This window comes from Streptomyces sp. NPDC002640, from assembly GCF_053592575.1.
On the sequence record NZ_JBSFVZ010000017.1, the window covers coordinates 149,861 to 175,433 of the forward strand.

Below are 25,573 nucleotides of genomic sequence, written 5' to 3' on the forward strand. Positions count from 1 at the left end.
CCCGCCCTCGAAGGGACGGGCCGCGCCCGGCGGGCGGACTCACGCGTGCTTGTAGTGCTTGATGGAGTCGTCCTTGGCCGCCTCGTCGGCGAAGCCCTGGATCTTCTTGATCGCCTCGGCCGGGGTGATCCGGCCGGCCATCATCTCGCCGATGCCGGCCGTGCCGATCTTCTCCTTCTGGAGGGCGACGTACCAGTCCTGGATGCGCGGGTTGAGGATGTTGTCGCCCGCCTTCTCCAGGGCGGCCACGCCCGACTCGAGGCCGGGGGTGAGCTCGATGCCGTCGGTGCCGCCGTTGAGCGCGGACAGCGACTTCACCTTGGAGGTGAAGTTCTTCGACGACTCCTCGCTGAGCATGATGCGCAGCTGCTCCATGCCGCCGGCCGGGTTCTTCGCCTTCGCCGGGACGATGAAGGGCTCGGCGCCGGACGCCCACAGGGTGCCGAAGGGCATCTTGTCGGAGCTGTCCAGGCCGGACGGGGCTCCTATCGACACCCCGAAGTCGGCCGGGATGTCCGCCGCCGACTCGTTCTCGACCCAGGAGCCGTTGGGGATGAACAGGGCCTTGCCCTGGCCCCAGGCGGCCTGGGACTGGGTGTGCGAGAGGCCCGGGGTGCCCTTGAGGATGTACCCCTTCTTGTAGAGCTCGTAGTACGCCTCGAAGCAGGCCTTGACGGCCGGGTCCTTCCAGGCGTTGGGCTCCAGGTTGTCGATGGCCTTCAGCACGTCCGCGCCGCCGACCTTGCCGATCATCGCGTAGAGCGAGAAGGGGATGTAGTACGGGTACTGACCGGGGTAGGTCCAGCCCGCGATGCCCTTCTTCTTCGCCTTCGCGCAGACCGCGAGCATGTCGTCCCAGGTCTCCGGGTACTCCACCTCGAGGTCCTCGAGGGCCTTCTTGGAGTACCAGACGCCGTAGGTGGTGTACGCGTAGTACATGATCCACACGGGGCTGCCGTCGAACTGGCCCATCTCGACGATGCCCGGGCGCAGGGTGTCCCGCACCTTCTTGTTCGGGTCGTCGTAGGACGGGGCGTCCAGCAGCGGGGTGAGGTCGGTGAGCTGCTTCTGGCCGACCAGGACGCCCATGTCCATCTGCTCGGCGCCGGAGTTGTCGATCAGGTCCGGCGGGGTGCCGCCGTTGAAGCGGGGCTGCAGCGTGGACTGGATCTTCTGGGTGGCCGTGAAGGTCACCTTGGACTTCGGGAAGTTCTTCTCGTAGATCTTGACGGCGTCCTCGCCGTACTCCTTGCCGAAGCCCCCGTTGAAGAGGACGAACTCCATCGGCGCGCTGTCGCTGACGCCGAGCGGGTTCTTCGCCGTCTTCGACCCCTGGGCGGGCCGGTCGGTCTCGTCCCCGCCGCCGCTGGCGCAGGCGGAGAGGAAGCCCGTGGCCGGCACGGCGGCCAGGCCGAGCGCGGCGGACCGCTTGATCAGGTCACGGCGACCGACGCCGTCGACCGCGCCGCTCTTGTTGTTCTCGGCATCGGCGGAAGTGGATCCCATGCGCAAGTCCTCGCCTTCTCCAGGACTCAGGCGGTGAACCGGATCCTCCCCGGCACCGCGATCGGTCTAGCTGGGTCGTGCAGGGGTGGTGCGGTGGTGCGGTGGTGCGGTGGTGCGAGAAACACATACAGCGTTAGGAGCCCGACGGGGGCGGAACGGTGGCGCCTCGGTGTGTTGCCGCCGCTCCTCCCCCGTCCGGGATCCGGACGATTGAGCGACAGGTATAGTCCACTCGCCGCGCGTGGACAAGATCGTGCGCAGGGTTCGCGCCGGGTCTTTTCCTAGTTGAGACCTCCGGGAAACCCTCCTCAACCGGACGCCGGCCCCTCCGAGGGGGCGGAACGCGCGACGGCCGGGTCGCGCCCTCCCCGCGGGGAAGGTGCGACCCGGCCGTCGGCGGGGGTGACTACTTGCGGATCAGGTTCCGCAGCACGTACTGCATGATGCCGCCGTTGCGGTAGTAGTCCGCCTCACCGGGCGTGTCGATGCGGACGACCGCGTCGAACTCGACACCGGTGTCGGTGGTGACCTTGACCGTCCGCGGCGTCGTGCCCTCGTTCAGCTCGGTCACGCCGGTGAAGGAGAAGGACTCCTCGCCGGTGAGGCCGAGGGAGGCGGCGGACTGGCCCTCCGGGAACTGCAGCGGCAGGACGCCCATGCCGATGAGGTTCGAGCGGTGGATGCGCTCGTACGACTCGGCGATGACGGCCTTGACGCCCAGGAGGGCCGTGCCCTTGGCCGCCCAGTCGCGGGACGAGCCGGAGCCGTACTCCTTGCCGGCCAGGACGACCAGCGGGATGCCGGCGGCCTGGTAGTTCTGCGAGGCGTCGTAGATGAAGGCGACCGGGCCGCCCTCCTGCGTGAAGTCGCGGGTGTAGCCGCCCTCGGTGCCCGGCGCGATCTGGTTGCGCAGGCGGATGTTGGCGAACGTGCCGCGGATCATGACCTCGTGGTTGCCTCGGCGCGAGCCGTAGGAGTTGAAGTCACGACGCTCCACACCGTGCTCGGTGAGGTACTTGCCGGCCGGGGTGTCGGCCTTGATGGCGCCGGCCGGGGAGATGTGGTCGGTGGTGACCGAGTCGCCCAGCTTGGCCAGGACACGAGCGCCGGTGATGTCCTCGACCGGCGTGGTCTCCATGGTCATGCCCTCGAAGTACGGGGGCTTGCGCACGTAGGTGGACTCGGCGTCCCACTCGAAGGTGTCGCCGGTCGGGATGGGGAGCGCCTGCCACTGGGCGTCGCCCGCGAAGACGTCCTGGTAGGACTTGGAGAACATGTCCTCGCCGATGGCGGAGGCGACGACCTCGTTGACCTCGGCCTCGGAGGGCCAGATGTCCTTGAGGAAGACCGGGTTGCCGTCCTGGTCGGTGCCCAGGGCCTCCTTGGTGATGTCCACCTTCATGGAGCCGGCGAGGGCGTACGCGACGACCAGCGGCGGGGACGCCAGGTAGTTCATCTTGACGTCCGGGTTGATCCGGCCCTCGAAGTTGCGGTTGCCGGAGAGCACCGAGGTGACCGCGAGGTCGTGCTCGTTGACCGCCTGGGAGACCTCGTCCGGCAGCGGGCCGGAGTTGCCGATGCAGGTGGTGCAGCCGTAGCCGACCAGGTTGAAGCCGACCTTGTCGAGGTAGGGGGTCAGGCCCGCCTTGTCGAAGTAGTCGGTGACGACCTTGGAGCCCGGGGCGAGGGTGGTCTTGACCCACGGCTTGCGGGTCAGGCCCTTCTCGACCGCCTTCTTGGCCACCAGCGCGGCGGCGACCATGACGTACGGGTTCGAGGTGTTGGTGCAGGAGGTGATCGCGGCGACGGTCACGGCGCCGTGGTCCAGCTCGTAGGTCGAGCCGTCGGGGGCGGTGACGGTGACCGGCTTGGACGGCATGCCGTCCGGGATGGTCGACGGGGCGTCGGAACCCGGGAAGGACTCCTTGCTCGCCTCCATCTCGTCGTTGACGTAGTTGAGGACGTCCGACCCGAACTGCTCGGCGGCGTTGGCCAGGACGATGCGGTCCTGCGGGCGCTTCGGGCCGGCGATCGACGGGACGACGGTGGACAGGTCCAGCTCGAGCTTCTCGGAGAAGTCCGGCTCGGCGGACGGGTCCAGCCAGAGGCCCTGCTCCTTGGCGTACGCCTCGACCAGCGCGACCTGCTGCTCGCTGCGGCCGGTGAGCTTGAGGTAGTTCAGCGTCTCGTCGTCGATCGGGAAGATCGCGGCGGTGGAGCCGAACTCCGGCGACATGTTGCCGATGGTGGCGCGGTTGGCCAGCGAGGTGGCGGCGACGCCCTCGCCGTAGAACTCGACGAACTTGCCGACGACGCCGTGCTTGCGCAGCATCTCGGTGATGGTGAGCACCAGGTCGGTGGCGGTGGTGCCGGGCTGCAGCTCGCCGGTCAGCTTGAAGCCGACGACGCGCGGGATCAGCATGGAGACCGGCTGGCCGAGCATGGCGGCCTCGGCCTCGATGCCGCCGACGCCCCAGCCGAGGACGCCGAGGCCGTTGACCATGGTGGTGTGCGAGTCGGTGCCGACCAGGGTGTCGGGGTAGGCCTGGCCGCCCCGCACCATGACCGTGCGGGCCAGGTGCTCGATGTTCACCTGGTGGACGATGCCGGTGCCCGGCGGGACGACCTTGAACTCGTCGAACGCGGTCTGGCCCCAGCGCAGGAACTGGTAGCGCTCGCGGTTGCGGCCGTACTCCAGCTCGACGTTCTGCGAGAACGCCTCGTGGGTGCCGAACTTGTCGGCGATGACCGAGTGGTCGATGACCAGCTCGGCCGGGGCCAGCGGGTTGATCTTCGACGGGTCGCCGCCGAGCTCCTTCACGGCCTCACGCATGGTGGCGAGGTCCACGACACAGGGCACGCCGGTGAAGTCCTGCATGATCACGCGGGCCGGCGTGAACTGGATCTCCTGCGAGGGCTGCGCCTGCGAGTCCCAGTTGCCGAGCGCACGGATGTGGTCGGCGGTGATGTTCGCACCGTCCTCGGTGCGCAGCAGGTTCTCCAGCAGGACCTTGAGGCTGTACGGCAGGCGGGCCGAGCCCTCCACCTTGTCCAGCCGGAAGATCTCGTACGACTCGTCGCCCACCTGCAGCGTGCTGCGGGCGTCGAAGCTGTTCGCCGACACGACAGTCTCCTTCATTTGTGTGCGCGTACCACCGCGCCGCCTGGTGCCGCCACACCGGTTTGGCGATCCGCCACGCGCAAGGCTAAGTTAGGTAAGCCTTACTAGAGCGGCAGCAGCGGCGTTCCTCCGACAGATATCTCGATGTCGAGATAACTCTAGTACATAGGGTCGGCACGGTCATGCCCCGGCCCCGGTCGGCATGCGCCGTCGCGGTTCCGGGAGCCATGCGAGCCCCGCCACCGGGTATCCGCTCGGAGACGAGTCCAAAAGGCGCTTCGCCGGACCTGGAGAGAGGATCGAACCGTGCCGCTCACGTTCCGCAAGAGTTTCCGCATATTCCCGGGCGTCCGCCTCAACATCAACAAGAAGTCCTGGTCGCTGACCTTCGGCAACGGGACGGGCCCGCGCCACACCTACAGCTCCACCGGCCGCCGGACCACCTCCATGGACCTGCCCGGCCCGTTCGGCTACCGGCACACCACCACCCGGCGCCGCTGAGGTCCGGGCGCGAGGCCCGGGCGCGCGGTCAGGGCACGAGGTCAGGGCGCCGGGGTCCGGGCGCCGTCGTCACCCGGACGGCCCTGTGACCCCCACCCCCGACATGCGTCATCTCATATCTGAGATAGCCTCAGTCACATGGCAGACGACTATCTCGTACGCATCGGCCGTCTCATCCGTGACGCGCGGCAGCATCGCGGCTGGTCACAGGCGCAGTTGGCAGAGGCCCTGGGCACCAGCCAGAGCGCGATCAACAGGGTGGAACGCGGCAACCAGAACATCAGCCTTGAGATGATCGCCCGTATCGGCGAGGCACTCGACAGCGAGATCGTCTCGCTCGGCTATGCGGGCCCGATGCACCTGCGGGTGGTCGGCGGGCGCCGGCTCTCCGGCTCCATCGACGTCAAGACCAGCAAGAACGCCTGCGTGGCGCTGCTGTGCGCCTCGCTCCTCAACAAGGGCCGCACCACCCTGCGACGGGTGGCCCGGATCGAGGAGGTCTACCGCCTGCTGGAGGTCCTCAACTCCATCGGCGTACGGACCCGCTGGATCAACGACGGCGTGGACCTGGAGATCGTGCCGCCCGCCGAGCTGGACATGGCGTCGATCGACGCGGACGCGGCCCGCCGCACCCGCTCGATCATCATGTTCCTCGGCCCGCTGCTGCACCGCCTGGGCGAGTTCAAGCTGCCGTACGCCGGCGGCTGCGACCTCGGCACCCGGACGATCGAGCCGCACATGATCGCGCTGCGCCGCTTCGGCCTGGACATCGCCGCGACCGAGGGCCTCTACCACGCCCAGGTGGACCGCTCGATCACCCCGGGACGCCCGATCGTGCTGACCGAGCGCGGCGACACGGTGACCGAGAACGCGCTGCTGGCCGCCGCCCGCCACGACGGCGTCACGGTCATCCGCAACGCCTCGTCGAACTACATGGTCCAGGACCTCTGCTTCTTCCTGGAGGCGCTGGGTGTCAAGGTCGAGGGCATCGGCACCACCACGCTCACGGTGCACGGCATGCCGGAGATCGACGTGGACGTCGACTACTCCCCCTCCGAGGACCCGGTCGAGGCGATGAGCCTGCTGGCCGCCGCGGTGGTCACCGAGTCGGAGCTGACCGTCAAGCGGGTGCCGATCGAGTTCCTGGAGATCGAGCTGGCCGTCCTGGAGGAGATGGGCCTCGACCACGACCGCTCCCCCGAGTACAGCGCCGACAACGGCCGCACCCGGCTGGTGGACCTCACCGTCCGGCCCTCCAAGCTGGAGGCGCCGATCGACAAGATCCACCCAATGCCGTTCCCCGGCCTCAACATCGACAACGTCCCGTTCTTCGCCGCCATCGCGGCCTCGGCGCAGGGCCAGACCCTGATCCACGACTGGGTCTACGACAACCGGGCCATCTACCTCACCGACCTCAACCGCCTCGGCGGCCGCCTCCAGCTCCTCGACCCGCACCGGGTCCTGGTCGACGGCCCCACCCGCTGGCGCGCGGCCGAGATGATGTGCCCGCCGGCGCTGCGTCCGGCCGTGGTCGTGCTGCTGGCGATGATGGCGGCGGAGGGCACCTCGGTGCTGCGCAACGTCTACGTCATCAACCGCGGCTACGAGGACCTCGCGGCCCGCCTCAACTCGGTGGGCGCGCAGATCGAGATCTTCCGCGACATCTGAGCAGCCTCGGATGCAACGCCGACGAATCCCCTCCTGACCTGCGTGTGTGTGAGCCGGGAGGGGATTCGCCTGCGTCTGTGGGACTTGTCTGGGACTTTGGCTCGGGCTCGGCTCAGGTATTCGATGGACTCACAGAGGGCGCGCTGCCCTGACGTGCCTTTGCTGATCCGTGCAGCATGCGCCGAGCCAGTGCGTCGATCTCGCCAAGCAGCCCCGCGGACTGCTGGTCCAAGTCAATGGCGTGCTGGTGGAGGACCGTACCGGCGTGTCGCACACGGTGACTGACGTGTGGAGCATTACCCTTCGCGTACACCAGGTGCCCCTCCGGCAGCCCCAGGGCAGTGCAGTAGGCGAGCATTTGGTAGAGGTCCTCATTCGGAAAGCCGCTCTTTCTTCGGGCCTTGTACTTGGCGTCCGCGACAATCAGTGGGGTGCCGGACTCCCCGTACCAGACGAAATCGGGTCGCAGGCGGATCGCATCCCCTTCGTCCATGTGCATGTTCCGGTCCTGGAGGACACTTCTGCCACCGTGGGGGCGCATGGCCTCCCGTAGTGCCGTACAGATGAAGTCCTCGAAGATGCCGTTCATGTCGAACAGGAATGCGTTCATGCGCAGCTGCCCGGGCAGGTGCTCGGCCGACCATCCCCTCAGCACCGCTTCGGAGAGGTGGAGTGCCGGGTGATAACGGGTGCTGAGCCGCGTCGGATGCCAGCCGAGTGAGGTCTGCCCCCGGGTGAGCGGTGTGATGTCCACCAGCCGGGACCGCTGGTGCATCAGGCCCGTACGTACGGTCCGGGGGACACCGGGGAGGCGCAGGAGACGGTCGACAGCCGCGCGGAGGATGCGGTTCTCGGCGATGTCCGTGGTGAAGTCGTCGTACACCACCTCCGCGGGCACGGGCATGCCGAAGCGGCGGCGGATCTGTTCGGGCTCGCGGAGCCGGCCGCGTACGACAGGGGACGACTCCTCGGTCGACCGGTAGCCCTGTAGCAGGCCCTGCCGCAGTGCGCGGTCTATCTGACGCTCGACGGCGTGCGCGAACGCCGGGAGGAGGTCGTCGTGCGCGGCCAGGCCCACGGTGCCGTCCCGCCAGCCCCGGGGGTCGCTGCTGTAGCCGAGCAGGAAGAGCAGGCGGGCGATCGGCACCTTGGTGGTGATCCGCACCGTGACGCCTTCGCCGTTGGGGACGGTGATCGTGACGGCGCCTACCCTGCTGCCGGCGCGTAGTCGCCAGGCGCCCGGGTCGTAGGGGTCCGGACCGGCCTCTTCCAGGATTCTGGAGGCGGCCAGTGCGCGGCCCACGGCGTCGGGGAGCCGGACCGAGCGCGCGGGTCCGTGTTCGACGAGCAGAACGTCGGAGGTCACTGTGCGTCGGTCCCGTCGCCCGGTTCGGGCGAGGTGGTGCGTGACGCGAGCGCTCTGCGGAGTGCCGACAGGCCGTAGCGTCCCTCGATGTCCACGCCTTCGCCGTAGTGCTGCTCCTCCAGGAGCGGGAGGATCTTCGTCCGCCAGGTCCGTTCCAGTCCGCCTTCGCGGTAGACGCCGGGCTTCATCAGGTACGAGGGTCCGATCTTGAAGTCCGGGTCGTTGATGCGGGCGTTGAGGGCGTCGAGCAGGTCCGCGGGCTCGGCGTCCTTCTCCTCGGCCCGCAGCCAGGAACGCAGCAGCCCTCGGGTGGGGTCGATGCGCGGGGACAGTTCGACGAACGCGAAGCGCCGGCGCATCGCCGCGTCGACGAGGGCGATCGAGCGGTCGGCCGTGTTCATGGTGCCGATGACGAAGAGGTTGCGGGGCAGGAAGAAGTCCTCGTCCGAGTAGGTCAGCCGCACCGACAGGTCGCGATATTCGAGGAGGAAGTACAGCTCACCGAAGACCTTGGCGAGGTTGGCCCGGTTGATCTCGTCGATGACGAGGAAGTGCGGGATGTGCCGGTTGCCCTCCCTGCGGGCAAGTTCGGCGAACTCGCGCAGGGGGCCGGCCGTGAGCCGAAAAGCGACCTCACGCGTGCCGGGGTCCTCGCGGGGGCGGAAGCCTTCGAAGAAATCCTCGTAGGAGTACGACGGGTGGAACTGGACCAGTTCGACCTGCTCCGGTCCGCCGCCGAAGAACGCGGCGAGCTTCTGCGCGAGGAAGGTCTTTCCCGTCCCGGGAGGACCGTAGAAGATCAGCTGCTTCTCGTCGTGGAGCAGTTGCCTGATCTCCTGCAGCCATTCGAGGTGGTGCACGTGGAGTTCCTTCCGCAGCTCCTCGGTGGGCTCCGGCAGCTCCACGTCGCGGCGGGCGGTGACGGCCAGGGGCTCGGCGCTGAACCTGGTGCCTTCGGCCAGGGCCTCCTCCACGAGTTCCTCGTCGCTGACCCCGAGGCCGTCGACGATGGCCTTGACGGTGGTGAGGTCGACCACGTCGTGGCGCGACGAGAGCTTCTGACGCAGTTCCTGCGGCAGTTCGTCCAAGGGAAAGCCGTCGCCTCCCCACTCCACGGGGCGCCGGAGGACGCGGCTTCCGTCTTCGGCGACTACTTGCTCGACGTTGCCTGTGATCTTCCCGGTATGGAGCCGGCCGTCGGAGAGCGCGCATACCGTGTCGCCGGGCCGCATCCGGGAGAGGAAGGCGTGCAGTTCCTCGACGAGCTGCGGCTTCTCGGTGTACGTCGCCGTCGAGCCATAGTCCTCGTCGACGAAGGTGCGCAGCTGTTCCTTGCTGATGCCCTGGGTGACGGCGGGACGCAGGTGGGCGGCGGTCAGGGACACCCTGCCTTCGGGGAGCCACGCGCGCAGGAACAGGTCGGGGCCGGCCGAGTGGGGCCCCCGCACCAGCCAGGCGCGGCTCGGACCCGACCACACCTGGCCGAGGAAGTCGGCGAGTGGCCGGCCGTCTTCGGTCTTCCACTCCATCCACCCATTGCTACTGCGGCCCAGGAGGATCTCCCCCGCCGCGGAGGGCGAGTTGCACTCCACGTCCTCGACCACTTCGAGCCAGCCGGACCACGTGGACGTTTCGCGTATCACCCCTTCCGCGATGAGCCGTTCGCGCAGGCGGTACGAGGAGGGCGTCTTCTCCGGGAACGACGGGACGACGTCAGGTCGCGCCGGGGAGCCCGCGAGCACCACCATCTTCTGGCTGCCGTTGGTCCCGCTCTCGGTCAGGAGACGGCCCCTGGCCATGGGCCCGCCGTACGGCAGGCGCAGCTGGAACTCCGGGTACGAATCGAGCATCGGTGTCCTTGGGTCGGAAGGTACGGCCGGGTGCATTGTGGGTCGCTCGTGAGCCACTTCGGCTTCGCTTCGGTAATTTCCGGCCACCTCCGACGCCTCGGTCGGCGCAGATCCGGCCGCGCGTTGCCGTTCAGGGCGGCCGACGTCCATGATCGGGAGCGGAGCACCGGCACGGCGAGGGGGAACGGTGGGCACCGGAACGACGAGTGGACCGATCAGACAGCGACACACCGAGGACCTGCTGGCGGCGGTGTCCATGACGTCCGCGCAGCTCGCCCAGGCGGTCGGTCGGTTCGACGGTGACACCCTGGCCATGGTGACGGCAGCGATCCGCACGGCGGAGCGCGCCTTCGAGGAGCTCGACACCTGCTATGACGTCATCGACGACGCCTCGGCCAGAGGCCGTGCGATCGCCGCCCGGCTGAGCGCCCTGCTCTCGGCGGTGGACGAGCCGGGCGTCGGTCGGGAGCTGGACGCCTTGGACGCGGTATCCGCTCGCGTCCGTGCCACGGACCGCGCCCGAGAGCTACTGCATCGTGTCCTCGGACGGGAGGAGACCACCCAGCGCGCCCTGCCGGCAGTACGCCGTCTCACCGGGGCGGACCTGCCCGCTCTCCCTTCCGCCTACGCGGACGAAGCGGGTTTCGACGACCTGATGGCCTTTGCCGCGCGCGAGGAGGAGCTGGCACCACGGCTGCGCGAGGCGCACGCCGAACGCCTCCGCGAGGTGGCCGTGCACCTCGTCCACGTGGTGGAGCAGGTAGCGGCCGTGGGATTCGCCGACGAGGCCTTCGCCAGGGAGTCGGCGCACGAGGCACGCCGGGCCCACGAACTGTGGGTCCGCTGCCTCGCGGAGCGCAGGCGCGACCTCGGATAGCAGGCCATCTCCGCGCCCGTACGGCATCGGTTGCCCTGCCCTTTGTCTGCAGCAAACGGGTGACGGTGTGCGTGTCGTAAACATGAAGCTCAACCGCTTCCGCCTCCGACTTCGCCGCAGGACCTCGCCCGCGTGCAGCAACTCGACCGCCTGATCGGTGAAGCGAGGCGGCGGGACCCTCCGCCCCTGCTCGTGCGCCGCTATCGTCGACGCCGAGTACCCGAGCCGCGCCCGACTCGGACCGCTCCACCCCGGCCCGCACAGGGAACCGTTGCAGCTGGCGACCGAAGACTCGCAGGATGCCCGAGCCCGGATGCGGTGCGACGGCGTCGCCGACCGGGTCGTCGTCCTCTGCCCGCGGGGGGGGGATTCGTTCATGCCAGAGTTGACCGGTAACGCCGTGCACCACGGATTCCACCTCCGGCACACCTACTCGGCGGACACCCTGCGTATCGAGGTCACCGACGCCCGCACCGAGCGCGTACCGCCGCTGTCCTCCCACGAGCCGCCCGGGGACGTTGAGTCGGGGCGGGAGCTGCTCTTCGTGGCGCAGCTGACGAGTCGGTGGGCGGTGGCGCCGCGTGTGGGCGCTCCCGGCAAGACCGTCTGGGTCGAACTGTGCCTTTCCCGCCAATGACCAGCAGGTTTCGGAAACGAGCCGACGGCCTGTCGGTGCCTGCCGCTAGCGTCGTTCGTCCGTCTGTGCACTGCACGGGGGAGCCCGAAGGAGAACAGCGCACGTGAACAGCACCACCCACACCGACCCGGCCGCCGCTTACCGCATCTCCCTTGTGGACGAGGATCCGCTGCGCGCCCGCCGCGAGGCCCGCGAGTTGCTTGCCGCCCTCGCCGAGACAGACCCGCAGGCCGCGCTCGACGTTCCGGCCGGCCCCGCCACCACCGGCACCACCACTGACAAGGGCGGACCGGTCGCGGATCTCCTCAGTCTGGTGTTTGCCGGCGGCTCCCTGGCCGCCGCCACCCTTCAGATCTGGCTGGCGCGCGTGCCGCAGCGGACGATCCTCGTGACGCGGCCCGACGGGGCGACGCTGACCATCTCCGGGAAGCAGGCCCGCGCGGACGACGCGCAGATCGAGCGGTTCCTCAACGGAGGTGCGGGTTCGGCGGACGACGGCGGTACGCAGGACGGGCCGGACGCGGCGTGAGTGACAACGACCGGTACGCCATGCTCGTCGGCGTGTCGACGTACGACAGCGACCGGTACCACGATCTGCCTGCGGTGCGGGCGGACCTGCACTACATGCAGGCGGTCCTGGAGAGCACCGAGATCGGCATGTACAACGACTGCGCGATGGTCGCGGAGCCGACGCGCGCCGAGATGCTGCACGCCGTGGAGACGTTCCTGGAGGAGCGGCAGGCCAGTGAGACGGCGCTGCTCTACTTCAGCGGGCACGGGGAGTTCTGTGCGGCGGACGGGCAGCTGTACTTCCTGACCCGGGACGCCGATCCGGATGACCTGCCCGGTACCGCCGTGCCGGCCGAGTTCCTGGAGCGGATGCTCACGTCGTGCCGGGCCTCCTCGAAGGTCGTGCTGCTCGACTGCTGCTCCAGCGGCTCCGTCGTCCAGGGATGGACGGCCAAGGGGGCGGTCGACGGGAGCGTACGGCCCGCGCCCAGCACGCTGCTGCGGCCGACCGGTGTGTACTTCATCACCGCCTCGGACGCCCTGCAGGCCGCCTCCGCACTGGCTCCGGCCGGTTCCTCGCTCGGCACGTCGCGGTTCACCGGGGAGATCGTCGAGGGGCTGCGCAGCGGGCGGATCAAGGACAGCGGCTGGATCACACCGGACGACCTGTTCGAGTACCTGACCGCGCAGATGGTGCGCATCGGCGTGCCCGAGGAGCAGCGGCCCACGAAGTCCACCATCCGTGCGACGCATTCCCTGCCCCTGGCCCGCTCGGTGGCGCGGGCCGTTCAGCTCGCCGGGCCGCCGCCGGAAGCCGGTGGCGGCCTCCCGGTCTCCCCGGCGCTGTCGAAGGCCCGCACCCTTGTCGCGCAGGACGCGCACGACGGCGTGGACCGGGAGCGTCTGCTGCGCTACTACGCGCACTGTCTGAGGGCGCAGGCCGAGTCGAAGATGCTGCCCGACCGGGACGGCGGCCGGAATTCCGCGTACTTCCTGCTGGGTCAGGGGCCGGAGACGATCCAGTCGGGATTGGGGTCCGATCTACCCGCACCCGGTGGGCTGCCCAAGGCGAAGAGCACGGGTTCGAAGGTCGACGAGGCGGGGCTGCAGGAGTACTGGTACGGATACCCGGCCGTCACGCTGCCCGAGCGCGGCGGGAACGGCGGTCGGCGGGCCACCGTGCGCATCGCGCCGCTGCTGGTCCAGCCGATGGAGCTTGCGCCCGACGAGAACGGGCGGGACCGGTTGCGGCCGAGCGGGGTGCCGTCGCTGCACAGCGGTGTGCTCACGGAGCTTCTGGAGGACGAGGAGGCGGCCGAGTTGCTCAGCCGCTGGCAGCCGACCTGGCAGGAGGGCAACGCCGCCCAGATGGTGAAGGCGGTGCGGGAACTCCTGACGCGGCTCGAACTCCCGGAGCTGGAGCCGCTCGACCTGTCCGCGCTCAGCGATCGTTCCGTCATGGACGCGCTGCGTCCCGGCGCCCACAACGCCGCCGTCCTTCTCGCGCCCTCGGGTCTGGAGCGGACCGCGACCGAGGGCCTCGTGGAGAACCTGCTCCAGATGTCCACGCGCGCCGACCGGATGTCCGGCACCGCCCTGGACACATTGCTCACAGGTGGTGGCGACGGCGGGCCGGGCGGGCTCGACGCGCCGCCGGTCCTGGTCTCCCCCGGGCCGTGCAACGAGAGCCAGGCGCGGGTGATCACGTCGGCGATGACCCGGCCACTCACGGTGTCCACGGGGCCGCCGGGGACAGGGAAGAGCGAGGTGGTGGCGGCGGTGGTCGCCACCGCGGTGGCCGCCGGGCAGTCCGTCCTCGTCGCGTCCACCAACAACGAGGCCGTGAACGTGGTGGCCGAGCGCTGTGACGCCATCTCCCCCGGGCTGCTCATGCGGACGGGGAACTCCGAGGCTCTGGAGGCCGAGGCCGCGAAGCTGGAGCGACTGCTCGCCGAGCCGGTCGAGGCCCCGGCGCGGGGTGCGGCGACCGTGGCGGGCGACCTCAGGAACCGGCACGTCCGGGCCACCGAGCACGAGGCCGAGGCGGCGCGGCTGGTCGGCGAGGAGGCACGGCTGCTGGAGCTGCTGCGGGAGCGGGCGCGCCGCGCGGACGAGCTCGGGCTGCCGGTCGAGCTGTTGGAGCGCGCGTGGCGCGAGGGCGGGAGCTCGGCGCTCGCCGGCTGGGAGGATCAGGCGCGCAGGGCCGCCGTCGCCCGTTGGTACTCCCTCGGCCGGTGGCGCAGGGGGCGGGCGCTGTCCGCGTTCGTCGCCTCCGCCGGGGAAGGCGGTACGGGCGCGTGGCCGGACTGGGCCGCGGTACGGCCCGCACCGTCCGAGCTGCTGCTCGCCCTCGCCGAGGCCGCCGGAGTGGAAGGCGCGCTCAGGAGCCTCGTGCCGGGGCATCTCGCCCTGGACGAGGAGGCGCTGAAGCGGGCGCGGCTGGAAAGTCGGGCGGGCCTGTCGGAGGTGTCGGGCGAGCTGGCCCGGGCCGTGTCCGCCGAGGCGATGACCCGGGGGCGGTCGCTGATGGCCCAACGGCTCCAGTCCCTGCGCCGGCGTTCCGGCTTTTGGAAGAGCCAGCGTAATCTGATGGCGCATCTGAAGGGCTGGGCCATCAGCACGCACTCGGTACGTCAGCTCGAACTGGTCCCGGCGCTCTTCGACCTCGTCGTGATCGACGAGGCCAGCCAGTGCTCGATCCCGGCGGTGCTGCCGCTGCTGTTCCGGGCCAAGCGGGCGCTGATCATCGGGGATCCGATGCAGCTCGGGCACATTCCTGGGATCACGACGCAGCAGGAGCGGCAGGCCCGGGTACGGGCGGGGCTGAGCGCAGCGCAGCTGGAGGATCACCGGCTCGCGTACCACGTGTACTCCGCGTACCACGCCGCGGCGCAGCACGGCGAGAAGACGCTGCTGCTCGACGAGCACTACCGGTGCCATCCGGCGATCGCCGATGTCGTCAACGGTCATTGCTACGCGGGGCAGTTGCAGGTCCTCACCGACGTCAGGAAGCAGGTTCCGACGCTCGATCCGGTCGGGTCGGGCGGTCCGGTGCCTGCCCTCGGCTGGGTCGACGTGCCGGACGGCGCGTCCGCGCTGGGCGCGGGCGGCAGGTCCTCGCGGAACGCGGCGGAGGCCGCCCGGGTGCGGGAAACGGTGGACGAGCTGCTGGCGCGGCTTCCCGAGGACACGACGGTGGGCGTCGTGACGCCGTTCCGTGCCCAGAAGGACGCTCTGGCCCGGGTGTGGGCGGACGACGACCGCGTGCGGGTCGGCACGGTGCACGCCTTCCAGGGCGGGCAACGGGACGTCATGGTCCTCAGCCCGGTGGCCACCGACAACACCCCGCCCCGTACGACGCACTGGGTGTCGAGCCAGGTCAACCTGTGGAACGTGGCCGTCACCCGGGCGAAGTCGCAGCTGATCACCGTGGGCAGCCATACCTTCTGGCAGGGGCAATCGGGGCTTCCGGCGCTCCTCGCGGAGCGGTCGGAGGTGCTGGGAGCGGGATCGTCGGCGGACCGGCCCGGCCCGGCCTTCGGCGCGAGGTCGCGGAGCGCCTTCCGTGAGGAGCTCACGGACCGGCTCCAGGACTTCCTCGGGCGCCGTGGCGTGACCGATCTGGAGCGCGAGGCGGTGGTCGGCGGGCACGTCGTTGACCTGCTGTTCACGGTGGACGGCGTCAATACCGCCGTCCTCGTCGACACCGGGCCCGAGCACGGGCAGGAGCCGGCCCGCCATCTGCGTCTGACGCACGCGCGCGGCGACCTGCTGCCCGGGCTGCCGTCCGGCGGCTCAGGCGCGAAGCCTGGGCCGGTGGCGCGGACGGTCCGGGTGCCGGCATGGCGGATCCTGGCCGGTGACGTGACGCTGGAGCCGCTCTTCGCCTGAGCGCGTACCCCGACGGGGTCAGGTTCGCAGACTCCGGACGACGTGGGTCATGTGCTGGATGTTGCCTACACGCAGCCAGACTGCGGGGTTTCCTGTGCCTTCGGCGCCGTGCCCGCGTGCGCAGTCGCGCAGCCAGGTCTCGCCTGCGCTCGCCGTCGGCCCCCGGAAGTCCGGCAGGGCGAGGATGTCCCGCGCGGCGGCCCGGACGGTGGCGGCCCGGTCGTGGCCTCGCGTCGGTACCTTCACGAGGACGTACGACTCGTCAGTGGTGTACCGCAGCATGCCCCAGGGCGGGCCGGCGCCGTCGGTGGAAGGTCCGCGCGTGATCGCCCGGGTGGAGTCGATGCCGTAGTCGCCGTACGCGAGGGCGCGGACGAACCCCCGTCCGGCGCGGTGCAGATCACGCCACACCCACCAGTCCCAGCGGGGCTCCACGTCCGTGCCGTGTTCCGGGAGCCCGGTGGGGAAGGCGCCGCCCAGGACTGCAGCCGTTCGCCAGGAAGTCAGTGGCATCAGGGCTTCGAGCGCGCGCAGCGACTCCTTCGCCGTGTCGGTCCGGTCGGCTCGGACGGCGTCCAGGTCCAGCAGAAGGTCTGTCTCCACGGCGGGACCGGCGCGGGCGACGAGTTCGCGGACGCCCTGGCCGACGGCGTCGTCCCACTCGCCGGGCAACAGGACGCGTATGCCGAGCCCGTTGCCCGTGAACCGGGCGTGCTCCAGCATCGCGGCCTGGTGAGCCTCGGAGCGGTCGGGACCCGTCACCGAGCGCAGCGGACTCACGTCGGCGTCCGCGGACAGCACCTCCGCCAGCGCCGACTGCTGCGCCTCGGGGGCGAACGGACAGTCGACCCAGGCCGGATGATGACGATGGGCCTTCCGCACACGCCACAGATCGTCCCGTATGCCCGCTGTGAGAGCGTCGGGGTGCGCGCCCGCGCGGGGCGGAAGGTTCCACAGCGGCACGACGGCCTCTTGCACCGGTGGGATCAGCTGGCGGTACGCCTGGCAGGCGTGCTGCTTGGCCGGCAGGACGGGAACGTACAGCGGTCCGGACATGGCGGCTCCCCTCGGCACTGCCCGCGTCCTATTCGCCGCGCCTGTCCTCGTCCGTCCTGTTGTCCGTTCAGCATCCGCCGCGTCACCGCCACACGAAACAATGTCTTTTCAGCCTCATGGCTGAAACTTCGATGAACCTGGAAGCACTGTGATCGCCGAGGTGCTGCTCGTGAGGCTCGGCAGCGGTATCGGCAAGGCGAAAGGCACCTCGTGAAGCCCGCCATGGCCGCCGCCCAGTTGCCCGGCAGTCTGACGCAGTACCTCACGACCCCCCGGATCCCGACGCCGTTCCACGTGGCTGACGACCGCTGGCAGCGGGAGCTGGAGTGGACGGCCGGTTTCCCCGGCTTCGCACTCGCCACCAACCAGGTCGGCCGCGTCGGCGACGCCCGATGGGAGCCCTCTGGGACTTTCGGCCGCGTCGACGGGCACGACCGTGAAACAGTCGGAAGACGATCTGCCCAGGTCAGTCACTCAGGGAGATGGATCGCGGCAGGCCACGGAACCGTCGCATCTTTTCCGCGACATCTGACACGACGATGCCGCCGCGCCCCTCCCGCCCTGCTGTTCAGCAGGGCGGGAGGGGCGCGGCGGCGGGTCCGCGACCTCGACGCGAGCGTGGGCCCGTCAGCGGCGCAGGGTGACGGGCAGTGCCTCCAGGCCGCGCAGCATCATCGTGTTGCGCCAGCGCAGGTCGCGCTCCTGGCAGGCCAGGGTCGCTCCGGGGAATCGGGCGAGCAGCGCGGTGAGCGCGATCTCGGTCTCCAGCTTGCCGAGCAGGGCCCCGAGACAGCGGTGGATGCCACCGCCGAAGGCAAGATGGCCGGCGTCCCGGCGGTCGAGGACGAGGCGGTCGGGGTCCTGGAAGCGCGCCGGGTCGCGGTTGGCCGCGCCGAGGGACAGCAGCACGAACTCGTCCTTCGGGATCTCCACCCCGCCGACGTCCACCGGCTCGGTGGTGAAGCGGGTGGTGGCCATGCAGATGGGCGAGTCGTAGCGCAGGAACTCCTCGACGGCCCCGGGCATCCGGGTGGGATCGGCGCGCAGCCAGGCGGCCTGGCCGGGCTCGCGCAGCAGCGCGAGGCAGGAGGTGCTCAGCAGGTTCACGGTGGTCTCGTGGCCGCCGATCAGCAGCAGGGCGACCATGCCCACGATCTCGTCGTCCGTCAGCTCCCCGCGCTCGCGGGCCTCCAGCAGTTCGGTGAGCAGATCGGCGGGACGGTCGTCGCGGCGGACACGCCGGTCGGCGACGGCCAGGACGTACGAGCCCATCTCCTGGACGGCCCGCCGGAACGCCGCGTGGTCACCCTCCTGGGTGACGATGGCGGTCGACCACTTCCGGTAGAGGTCGCGGTCCTCGGGCGGGAGTCCGAGCAGTTCGCAGACGACGAGGATCGGCAGCGGGAAGGCGAAGTCGCGTACCAGGTCCACCGTGGCGGTGGTGGTGCGGGTCGTGTGGCGCGCGGCTGCCGCGTCCAGCCCGTCGAGGAGTTCGAGGGTGATGCGCTCGACCATCGGCCGCATCGCCTCGACCCGTTTGCGGCTGAACGCCGCCTGGACCACGCGGCGGAGGCGGGTGTGGTCGGGCGGATCGCTGCTGAGCATGTGGGTGATCTCGGCGCCCAGGTTGACGCCCTCGACCCGGCTCTCGGCCAGGGCCTGGGCGCGCCGCACGTCCTGCGCGAAGCGGCGGTCGGAGAGCGCGGCCCGGACATCGGCGTAGCGCGTGACGATCCACAGCCGCAGGCCGCCGTCGCCGTGCAGCACGGAGACCGGGGCCGATTGCCGCAGCCTGGCCAGGGTCGGGTACGGGTCGCTGAGGAACGTCGGCGGGTCCTGGCGCGGTTCCGTCGCCCCGGGCCTGTCCGGCCGGTACTCGTCCGGCCGGTGCTCGTCCGGCCGGTGCTTCTCCGGCCGGTGCTTCTCCGGCCGGTGCTTCTCCGGCCGGGGACTGTCCGTCCCGGGTGCTGCCGTCGCTGCCGTAGCTGTGGTCATGATGTCTTCCTGTCCTCACCGGCACGGCCGGCGCCGCGGCGGGGTGCCGGGCGTGGCACCCCGCTGCGGCGCCGCTTGGGCTCACTGCAGGGGCGACTTCTTCTCCGTGTTCTCCTTCGTGCGGGTGGCGCAGGTGCGCGCCGAGCCGTTCGGCCGGACCGGGACCGCCTTGTCCAGGGCGGCCTGGGTGTCCGGGTGAATGATGAGCCCGCGCTCCCGCTCGGTGGCGCTGATGGGGTCGACGCGCAGTCCGTGACGCTTCATGGGGTTGCCCTTTCCTTGGTTCTGTCGGGTTCTTCGGTTTCTTCGGTGTCGTGGATGGTGTGGTGGACGGGGTGGTGCGAGCCGGTCCGCCCGCTGTCGCGGGGGTCGGCGGTTTGGGGGAAGGCGCGCAGCGCGTCGTCGGCGTAGCGCACCATGGCGGCCCAGGCGGCGGCGTATCCGGCCGGGTCGCGGACCACATCGTGTCCGCCGCCGAGCCACCGGACGCGATGCGGGACGTCGCGGCGCCGCAGCGCGGCGAGATAGCGCTCGATCTGTTCCGGCGGGCACTTCTCGTCGTCCGCCGAGGCGGCGAGGAAGAGCGGGCCGCGTACGCGGCCCACATAGGTCATCGGGCAGGCCGCGCGATAGCGGTGCGGCACCTGCTCGGGGGTGCCGCCGAAGAGCCGGTCGTCGACCTCCCGCAGCGCCGGCGTCGTCGCCCGGTACGCCGCCGTGTAGTCGGCCACGGGGGCGACGGCCAGCCCCACGTCCCACAGCCGGGGCTGGACGCCCATCGCCAGCAGCGTCAGGTAGCCGCCCCAGGAGTAACCGCACAGGCCGGTACGGCCCGGCGCCGAGACTCCAGCGTCGATGAGGTGGCCGCGTACCGCGGCGAGGTCTTCGAGCTGGGCGAGGCCTACCCGGTGGCCGAAGTCGTCCCGCCAGCGGGGGCCGTAGCCCGTCGAGCCGCGGTAGTTGGTGCGCACCACGGCGAATCCGGCCCGGACCAGGTCCTCGGTCCGTGCGTCGTAGGCGTCCCGGTCGTGGGTGTGGGGTCCGCCGTGGACGAGGAAGACCGTCGGCCAGGGGTCGTGGCCCGCCCCGCGGCCGGGCGGGGTGGCCACGAAGCTGTGGATCTGCCCGTACGGCCGACGGGTCCACAGCTCGCGGCGCCTGGATCCGGTCGTCCCGCCGGGCGCCGTGCCGCGTGACACCGTCGTGGAGCGGCCGGGACGGTCGGGGTGTCCGGAGGGGCCGGGACGTTCCGGAGGTTCCGGGGGTTCCGGGTGCTCCGCACTGCGCGGGCTTTCCGGGCCTTCCGGCCGGCGGATCAGCGGCCGGGGCGGTTCGCCGTCGCGGCTCCACAGGCAGTGGACCGTGCGGTCGGGTGCGCAGGAGAAGTCGATGATCGTGCCCTCGGGCGTGGGAAGCACCGTCGTCGTACCGCGGTCGAGGTCGGCGCGGAGCAGGCGGCTGCGTCCCGCCCGGTCCTGCTGGACCAGCGCCGTGCGGCCGGGCCCGTACCAGCAGGCGGTGATCTCCGTGTCGAAGTCGAGGGCGGAGCCGGGAGCGTGCGCACGGATCCCCTCGCCCTGCCGCCAGAAGGCCAGGGTGTGGCGGCCCGCGCGTTCGAGGACGAGCAGCAGTTCGGGCCGTGCGGTGGTGCAGTCCGGGCGGAAGCCCAGCGCCCACGCCGCGCCGCCGTCCCCTGCCGCGCCGCCGTCGCCGTCCCCCGCCGCGCCGGGGACGGTGTCCACGAGGGCGCCGGAGGCCGGTGACCACAGCCGGACCGCGGCCGGGCCGGCCTGGCACCCCGCGGTGGCCAGCAGCCGGCCGCCGGGGGCCAGGCCCACCACTGCCGCGTAGCCGGGCTCCTCGGCCACCAGGCGGGCGCGCCCGCCCGGCCGGCCGAGGTAGTACCGCGAGCGGTCCGCGACCCCGACGCCGACGGCGGCGAGGCCGCTGCGGGGGTCGAAGGCCAGGCCGTGCATCCGGCCGACGGGTACGCCGTCGAGCGCCGGGCGCGGGTGCCCGCCCTCGAACGGCCCGCGCAGCCAGCGGCCCTGACCGCCGGGAGCGGCGTCGAACCACCACAGGCCCTGGCCGTCCGGCTCGATGGCGGCGGTCTCCACACCCAGCTGTGCGGTGGTCACCTGGCGGCGCCGACCCGTCGTCAGGTCCCAGGCCACGATCTGCGGGAGACCGTCCACGTACCGGGTCTCGACCGCTCGCCGTCCGTCGCCTGCGGCGAAGGACGGGACGTGCACCGCCGTTCCGATACCGCCGCTCATCGCCGTCCCTCCCTTCGTCGGTCCGCTTCCGCCGCCGGTGGCCTGGGGTGTGCTGGGCTCCGACGGCCATCACACTGCCGGACGGGCGAGCCGCGTGGCAGGGAAGAAAGCGCAGCGGCACCGGCAGTGAGCCACTGCCGGTCCTTCCCTGGCACCCGACGGTGGGCGGCCGACAGGGTGCGGGGGCGACCACATGCCCGGACCCACCGAGGAGAAAGGGGCGACCGGATGACGATCCCGGCGACCCGGCCCGGCGCAGCCCCCGTCCCACCCGGCGGAGCGCCGAACGACACAGCGGGTGGCCGGCCGAGCCGTGCGCTGACGGCGCTCTACGTCGCCGGCGCGGCGACGGCGTTGGGCACCCAGACGACCATGTTGGCGCTGCCCTGGCTGGTGCTGGAGACCACCGGATCGGCCACGCGGGCGGGCCTGGTCCTCGCGGCCCAGGTGCTGCCCATGGCGCTGTTCGGCTTCGCGGGCGGAGAGGTCATCCAGCGCCTGGGCGCCCGCCGGACCATGGTCGTCTCCGATCTCGCCCGCGCTCCGGTGGTGGCGCTGATCCCGCTGCTGCAGACCCTGGGCGCGCTCGAACCGGCCGTCCTCGTGGCGATCGTCGTGGCGCTCGGGGCGTTGGCCGTTCCGTACCACGCGGCACAGCGGGTGCTGGCGATGGAGCTGCTGAGCCCGCACGCCCGCTCCCTGGCCCGCGCCAACAGCGCGCTGGAGGGTGTGCAGCACGGCTCGGCGTTCGCCGGACCGGCGCTCGCGGGCGCGCTGATCCCGCTGGTGGGGACCACATCGGTGGTGTGGCTGAACGCGGCCACGTTCGCCTTCTCCGGGTTGCTGCTGCTGCGCCGCGTCCCGGCAGGGGGTGGCGGGGCCGGAGGGTCCGCGGCCAGGCCCCGCGGCCTGTGGGCGGGGGTGCGGCATCTGTGCGGCGACTGGTTCCTCGGCCGGGCGATGCTGTCCACCGTGGTGTTCGGGCTGATGCTGCGGACCCTGATGATCACCATGCCGGTGCTGGCGTTCGCCCGGTTCGAGGGGGACGCCAGGGTCGGCGGCCTGCTGATCGCCGCCCTGGGAGCCGGTGGCCTGGTGGGTTCGGTGGCCGCCTATGCGCTGGCGGCGCGGGTCGCCCCCGTACGACTCGCCTGCACGGCCCTGATCTGCGTCGCCCTGCCCCTGTGGACGCTGCTGGTGCCCGTGCCGGCCGGCGTGCTCGTCGTCGCCGTCGGCCTGTCCTCGGCCGCCGCGCCTCTGGCGAACGCGCCGCTGATGGGCCTGCTCTCCGCGCGGCTGCCGGACGGCTTCGGGCCCAAGGTGTTGCAGGCCGTGGTCACGATCAGCACCCTGGCCGGGCCGCTGGGCTTCCTGGCCGCGGGCGCCGTGCTGGACCGGGCCGGTGTCGCGGCGACCCTGTGGGGCGTCGCCGCGCTCGCGACGTTCGGCAGCGTCAATCTCATCCTGGCCCTGCGCCGCCTCCGGGCCACCGGGGACGCGGACTGACCTGTACTCCGCGTCCGAGCCCGACGCGGTGGCCTCGCGCAGGTGGCCGGGCGGCCGCCCGGCGGGCGAGGCGGCCTCAGGTCAGGGGCTCGGGCCAGGCCGCCATGGCGTACTCGGCCGCGCGCCGCAGCTCGGCCGTGGTCGCCCCGTCCCGCGCCTGCTGCGACATCCCCTGCACGACCGCGGCGAAGTACACCGCCAGGGCCCGGGTGTCCGTCCCCTCGGGGAGCGACCCACCGGCCTCGGCGTCCTTCAGCCTCGTCTCGAAGGAGCGCACGTTCGCCACCCTGCGCTCACGCAGGGTCCGCTCGACGTCGGCCGTCTGCGGGGAGCAGTTGGTCGCCGCGCTGATGACCAGGCAGCCCGCGGGGTGCTCCGGAGAGGTGTAGGACACCGCCGCCTCGTCCAGCATCCTCGCGAAGCCCGCGCGGGGGTCGTCCTCCCCCTCCAGCGCACTCTCCATGAACGCGCCGAAGGAGCCGCCGTAGCGCTCCACGACCTCGGAGAAGAGCGCCCGCTTGTCGCCGAAGGCCGCGTACAGGCTCGGCGGTGAGATCCCCATGGCGGTGGTCAGGTCGGAGATGGACGTGCCCTCGTACCCGTGCTGCCAGAACAGCAGCGTGGCCTGCGCGAGCGCGGCCTCCCGGTCGAAGCTCCGCGGCCTGCCGCGTTTCGCCGTCGTCGTCATGACTGAATTTTACAGCGATCGCTAGGGAACTGACGTACGGTACTTGCGTAGCCATCGCTACAAAAAACTTCGACTGGGGAAAGGGAGAGGTCATGGGTGGGCTTGCGGGCAGGGCGGCACTGGTGACGGGTGGCAGCCGGGGGATCGGGCGGGCGATCGCCCAACGGCTCGCGGGCGCCGGCGCGGTGGTGGCCGTGCACTACGGACGCGACGCCGCGGCCGCCGAGGAGACCGTCGGCGCGATCCGCGCCGCGGGCGGAACCGCGTTCGCGGTCCGCGCCGAGCTGGGCAGCCCCGGTGACGTGGAGACCCTCTGGGAGGGATTCGACCGCCAGATCCTGGAGCACTCCGGCGAGGTCGGCCTCGACATCCTGGTCAACAACGCCGGCGTCACGCCGCGGGGCGAGATCGACCGGACCACGGTCGAGGCGTTCGACGAGGCCGTCGCGGTCAACATGCGCGCGCTGTTCTTCCTCACCCAGCAGGGGCTCAAGCGCCTGCGGGACGGCGGGCGGATCATCAACGTCTCCTCCGGGGCCACCCGGATCGCGCTCACCGACATCATCGCGTACGCCATGACCAAGGGCGCCGTCGACGCCTTCACCCTCACCCTCGCCAAGGCCCTCGGCGGCCGCGGCATCACGGTCAACGCGGTGGCGCCCGGCATCATCGACACGGACATGAACGCCGCCTGGCTGCGCGGCAACGAGGCGGCCGAGAAGGCCGCGGCCGACCTGTCGGCCCTCGGCAGGGTCGGGCGTCCCGAGGACGTGGCCGACGTGGTCGCCTTCCTCGCCTCCGACGAGGCCCGTTGGGTGACCGGGCAGGTCGTCGACGCCACCGGCGGCTCCCAGCTCTGACCGGCGACACCCACGCCGGACCGACCGCCGCTCGCCGTCACCCCGCTGCCCGAGGACGACGCCGTCGTGGCCGCGCATGTCGCGCGCGGAGGCGGGCGGGTGTACGTGGCCGCGGACGGGAGCGTGCTGTTCGCCGGCTCGGCCGCCCCGCCGCATCAGGCCCTGGAGGTGTTCCGCTCCGGCCGCCGCACTCCGCCGGAGCACTTCCGGCCGGCCCGCCGGTACGGCGACGGTGCCTGAGGTTCGCGTCACCGCGGCGGCGCCCCGCGACCTGACAAGGGTGAGGCGGACTTGACAGCCTCTGCGGGATGCGATCGACCTGTCGGCCGAGCGGGCATAGCTTCGGGGCGTGATGACGGTAGAAGCTAGGAGGCTCTTCAGGAAGCTCGCCGCCGAGGGGGTCGCGCCGTGGTGGGCGGTCTCCCCGTGGGACGAGGCGTCGGTGCTCGACGCCGTGGCGTGGGGTTTCCGTGGTATCCGGATGCCGCTGGGAGCGGCGTACGGGGTGGTCCGGGCCGCGTGCGACGCGCTGCGGGCGGACGGAGGTTTCGTGACCCTCGCCGCCACGGCCTGGGAACGGGTGGACGATCCGGCGACCTGGGTGGCGGCGGCGCGGACGCTGTGGAGCGCGGTGGACCGGCCGAACCTGCTGATCGGCGTTCCGGCGAGCCCGGCGGGGATCGCCGCCGTGCCGGACTGTCTCGCCGAGGGCATCGGCGTCGAGTGCACGTCGGTGTTCTCGGTGCGGCAGTACCAGGCCGTCCTGGCGGCCCAGCGCGCCGGGCTGGAGCGGGCCCTGGCCCGTGGCGTGGAGCTCAAGAGCCTCGGTGTGGCCACCTCCAGCGACCTGGGGCTGCTCGACGCGGAGGTGAACGCCCGGCTCGACCGGCTCCCCCGCGGCGCGGCGAGCGGACTGCGCGACACGGCGGGGCTGGCGACCGCCCGGCTCCTGTACCGGGCGCGGGAGACGGCGCTGTCGTGCGGGAACTGGCGGGTGCTGAGGAACGCCGGCACCCGCCCGCCCATGCTGCTGTGGTCGGTGACGCGGCCCGAGCAGGTCCGGTCGCTGGTCAGCTGGAACACCGCGCACGTGATGACGGTGGAGACCGCGGAGGCGGCGGCGCGCAGGGACAACCTGGAGGGCGACACCCTGATGGGCCGGCACGCGCAGTCCGCGCTGGCGCTGCGGCTGCTCGCGGAGCGGGACGTGGACGTGGAGGCGGTCGGGGCGCACCTGCTGCGGGCCCGGTTCGGCTGACCGGACC

General features: G+C 71.4%; 19 protein-coding genes and 1 pseudogene. 10 read left to right on the forward strand and 10 right to left on the reverse strand.

Annotated features, from left to right (window positions below):
* Positions 1-39 precede the first annotated feature (39 nt).
* Positions 40-1,506: an N-acetylglucosamine/diacetylchitobiose ABC transporter substrate-binding protein gene (ngcE, locus tag ACWD3O_RS22360; protein WP_451417092.1), complete on the reverse strand. Its 1,467-nt coding sequence runs from the start codon at positions 1,504-1,506 to the stop codon at positions 40-42.
* A 406-nt stretch (positions 1,507-1,912) separates the two neighbouring features.
* Entirely contained in the window at positions 1,913-4,630 is a 2,718-nt protein-coding gene (gene acnA, locus ACWD3O_RS22365) for an aconitate hydratase AcnA (RefSeq protein WP_451417093.1), read from the reverse strand.
* 303 nt (positions 4,631-4,933) lie between these two features.
* Here acnA and ACWD3O_RS22370 point away from each other — a divergent pair, with 303 nt between their 5' ends.
* Complete coding sequence (locus tag ACWD3O_RS22370; protein ID WP_451409384.1) at positions 4,934-5,128, forward strand: DUF4236 domain-containing protein; 195 nt, start codon at positions 4,934-4,936, stop codon at positions 5,126-5,128.
* Positions 5,129-5,266: 138 nt separating this feature from the next.
* Complete coding sequence (locus ACWD3O_RS22375; RefSeq protein WP_451409383.1) at positions 5,267-6,796, forward strand: UDP-N-acetylglucosamine 1-carboxyvinyltransferase; 1,530 nt, start codon at positions 5,267-5,269, stop codon at positions 6,794-6,796.
* 112 nt (positions 6,797-6,908) lie between these two features.
* Here ACWD3O_RS22375 and ACWD3O_RS22380 read toward each other — a convergent pair whose 3' ends face one another.
* Positions 6,909-8,162 (reverse strand): McrC family protein, encoded by a 1,254-nt coding sequence (locus tag ACWD3O_RS22380; RefSeq protein ID WP_451417094.1) that lies wholly within the window; start codon positions 8,160-8,162, stop codon positions 6,909-6,911.
* Positions 8,159-10,012 (reverse strand): DUF4357 domain-containing protein, encoded by a 1,854-nt coding sequence (locus tag ACWD3O_RS22385; protein ID WP_451417095.1) that lies wholly within the window; start codon positions 10,010-10,012, stop codon positions 8,159-8,161. The genes ACWD3O_RS22380 and ACWD3O_RS22385 overlap by 4 nt, the downstream gene beginning before the upstream one ends.
* A 256-nt stretch (positions 10,013-10,268) precedes the next feature.
* Between ACWD3O_RS22385 and ACWD3O_RS22390 the strand changes: the two genes are divergently transcribed.
* A complete protein-coding gene (locus ACWD3O_RS22390; RefSeq protein ID WP_451417121.1) occupies positions 10,269-10,889 on the forward strand; it encodes a hypothetical protein in 621 nt (206 codons plus the stop codon).
* 168 nt (positions 10,890-11,057) lie between these two features.
* Here the strand turns inward: ACWD3O_RS22390 and ACWD3O_RS22395 are convergent.
* Positions 11,058-11,267, reverse strand: a pseudogene (locus ACWD3O_RS22395) (hypothetical protein); the annotation flags it as partial.
* Here ACWD3O_RS22395 and ACWD3O_RS22400 point away from each other — a divergent pair.
* The 3 genes from ACWD3O_RS22400 (at position 11,266) to ACWD3O_RS22410 (ending at position 15,927) form a co-directional block, all read left to right on the forward strand.
* Positions 11,266-11,526 (forward strand): ATP-binding protein, encoded by a 261-nt coding sequence (locus ACWD3O_RS22400; protein WP_451417096.1) that lies wholly within the window; start codon positions 11,266-11,268, stop codon positions 11,524-11,526. The pseudogene ACWD3O_RS22395 and the gene ACWD3O_RS22400 sit on opposite strands and share 2 nt — an antisense overlap.
* Positions 11,527-11,629: 103 nt before the next feature.
* A complete protein-coding gene (locus ACWD3O_RS22405; protein ID WP_451417097.1) occupies positions 11,630-12,055 on the forward strand; it encodes an effector-associated constant component EACC1 in 426 nt (141 codons plus the stop codon).
* The gene (locus ACWD3O_RS22410) at positions 12,052-15,927 is read left to right on the forward strand and encodes a caspase, EACC1-associated type (protein ID WP_451417098.1); all 3,876 of its coding nucleotides are present in this window, start codon (positions 12,052-12,054) and stop codon (positions 15,925-15,927) included. Before ACWD3O_RS22405 ends, ACWD3O_RS22410 begins: the two co-directional genes overlap by 4 nt.
* An 18-nt stretch (positions 15,928-15,945) precedes the next feature.
* Here the strand turns inward: ACWD3O_RS22410 and ACWD3O_RS22415 are convergent, their stop codons facing one another.
* The 4 genes from ACWD3O_RS22415 to ACWD3O_RS22430 all read right to left on the reverse strand — a co-directional run bounded on the left by ACWD3O_RS22415 (position 15,946) and on the right by ACWD3O_RS22430 (position 21,254).
* Positions 15,946-16,983 carry a beta family protein gene (locus ACWD3O_RS22415; RefSeq protein ID WP_451417099.1) on the reverse strand — a complete coding sequence of 346 codons (1,038 nt, stop codon included), beginning with the start codon at positions 16,981-16,983 and terminating at the stop codon, positions 15,946-15,948.
* A 627-nt stretch (positions 16,984-17,610) separates the two neighbouring features.
* Positions 17,611-18,978, reverse strand: coding sequence for a cytochrome P450 family protein (locus ACWD3O_RS22420; protein WP_451417100.1), 1,368 nt, complete (start codon positions 18,976-18,978; stop codon positions 17,611-17,613).
* Between the two features lie 81 nt (positions 18,979-19,059).
* A complete protein-coding gene (locus ACWD3O_RS22425; RefSeq protein WP_451417101.1) occupies positions 19,060-19,242 on the reverse strand; it encodes a hypothetical protein in 183 nt (60 codons plus the stop codon).
* A complete protein-coding gene (locus ACWD3O_RS22430; RefSeq protein ID WP_451417102.1) occupies positions 19,239-21,254 on the reverse strand; it encodes a prolyl oligopeptidase family serine peptidase in 2,016 nt (671 codons plus the stop codon). Before ACWD3O_RS22430 ends, ACWD3O_RS22425 begins: the two co-directional genes overlap by 4 nt.
* Positions 21,255-21,482: 228 nt before the next feature.
* Here ACWD3O_RS22430 and ACWD3O_RS22435 point away from each other — a divergent pair, with 228 nt between their 5' ends.
* Positions 21,483-22,760 (forward strand): MFS transporter, encoded by a 1,278-nt coding sequence (locus ACWD3O_RS22435; RefSeq protein ID WP_451417103.1) that lies wholly within the window; start codon positions 21,483-21,485, stop codon positions 22,758-22,760.
* Between the two features lie 76 nt (positions 22,761-22,836).
* Here the strand turns inward: ACWD3O_RS22435 and ACWD3O_RS22440 are convergent, their stop codons facing one another.
* Complete coding sequence (locus ACWD3O_RS22440; RefSeq protein WP_451417104.1) at positions 22,837-23,448, reverse strand: TetR/AcrR family transcriptional regulator; 612 nt, start codon at positions 23,446-23,448, stop codon at positions 22,837-22,839.
* 92 nt (positions 23,449-23,540) lie between these two features.
* On the opposite strand from ACWD3O_RS22440, the gene ACWD3O_RS22445 reads away from it, so the two are divergent.
* The 3 genes from ACWD3O_RS22445 to ACWD3O_RS22455 all read left to right on the forward strand — a co-directional run bounded on the left by ACWD3O_RS22445 (position 23,541) and on the right by ACWD3O_RS22455 (position 25,566).
* The gene (locus ACWD3O_RS22445) at positions 23,541-24,308 is read left to right on the forward strand and encodes an SDR family oxidoreductase (RefSeq protein WP_451417105.1); all 768 of its coding nucleotides are present in this window, start codon (positions 23,541-23,543) and stop codon (positions 24,306-24,308) included.
* A 66-nt stretch (positions 24,309-24,374) separates the two neighbouring features.
* A complete protein-coding gene (locus ACWD3O_RS22450; RefSeq protein WP_451417106.1) occupies positions 24,375-24,548 on the forward strand; it encodes a hypothetical protein in 174 nt (57 codons plus the stop codon).
* 112 nt (positions 24,549-24,660) lie between these two features.
* Complete coding sequence (locus tag ACWD3O_RS22455) at positions 24,661-25,566, forward strand: transaldolase family protein (protein ID WP_451417120.1); 906 nt, start codon at positions 24,661-24,663, stop codon at positions 25,564-25,566.
* The last annotated feature ends 7 nt before the right edge of the window (positions 25,567-25,573 follow it).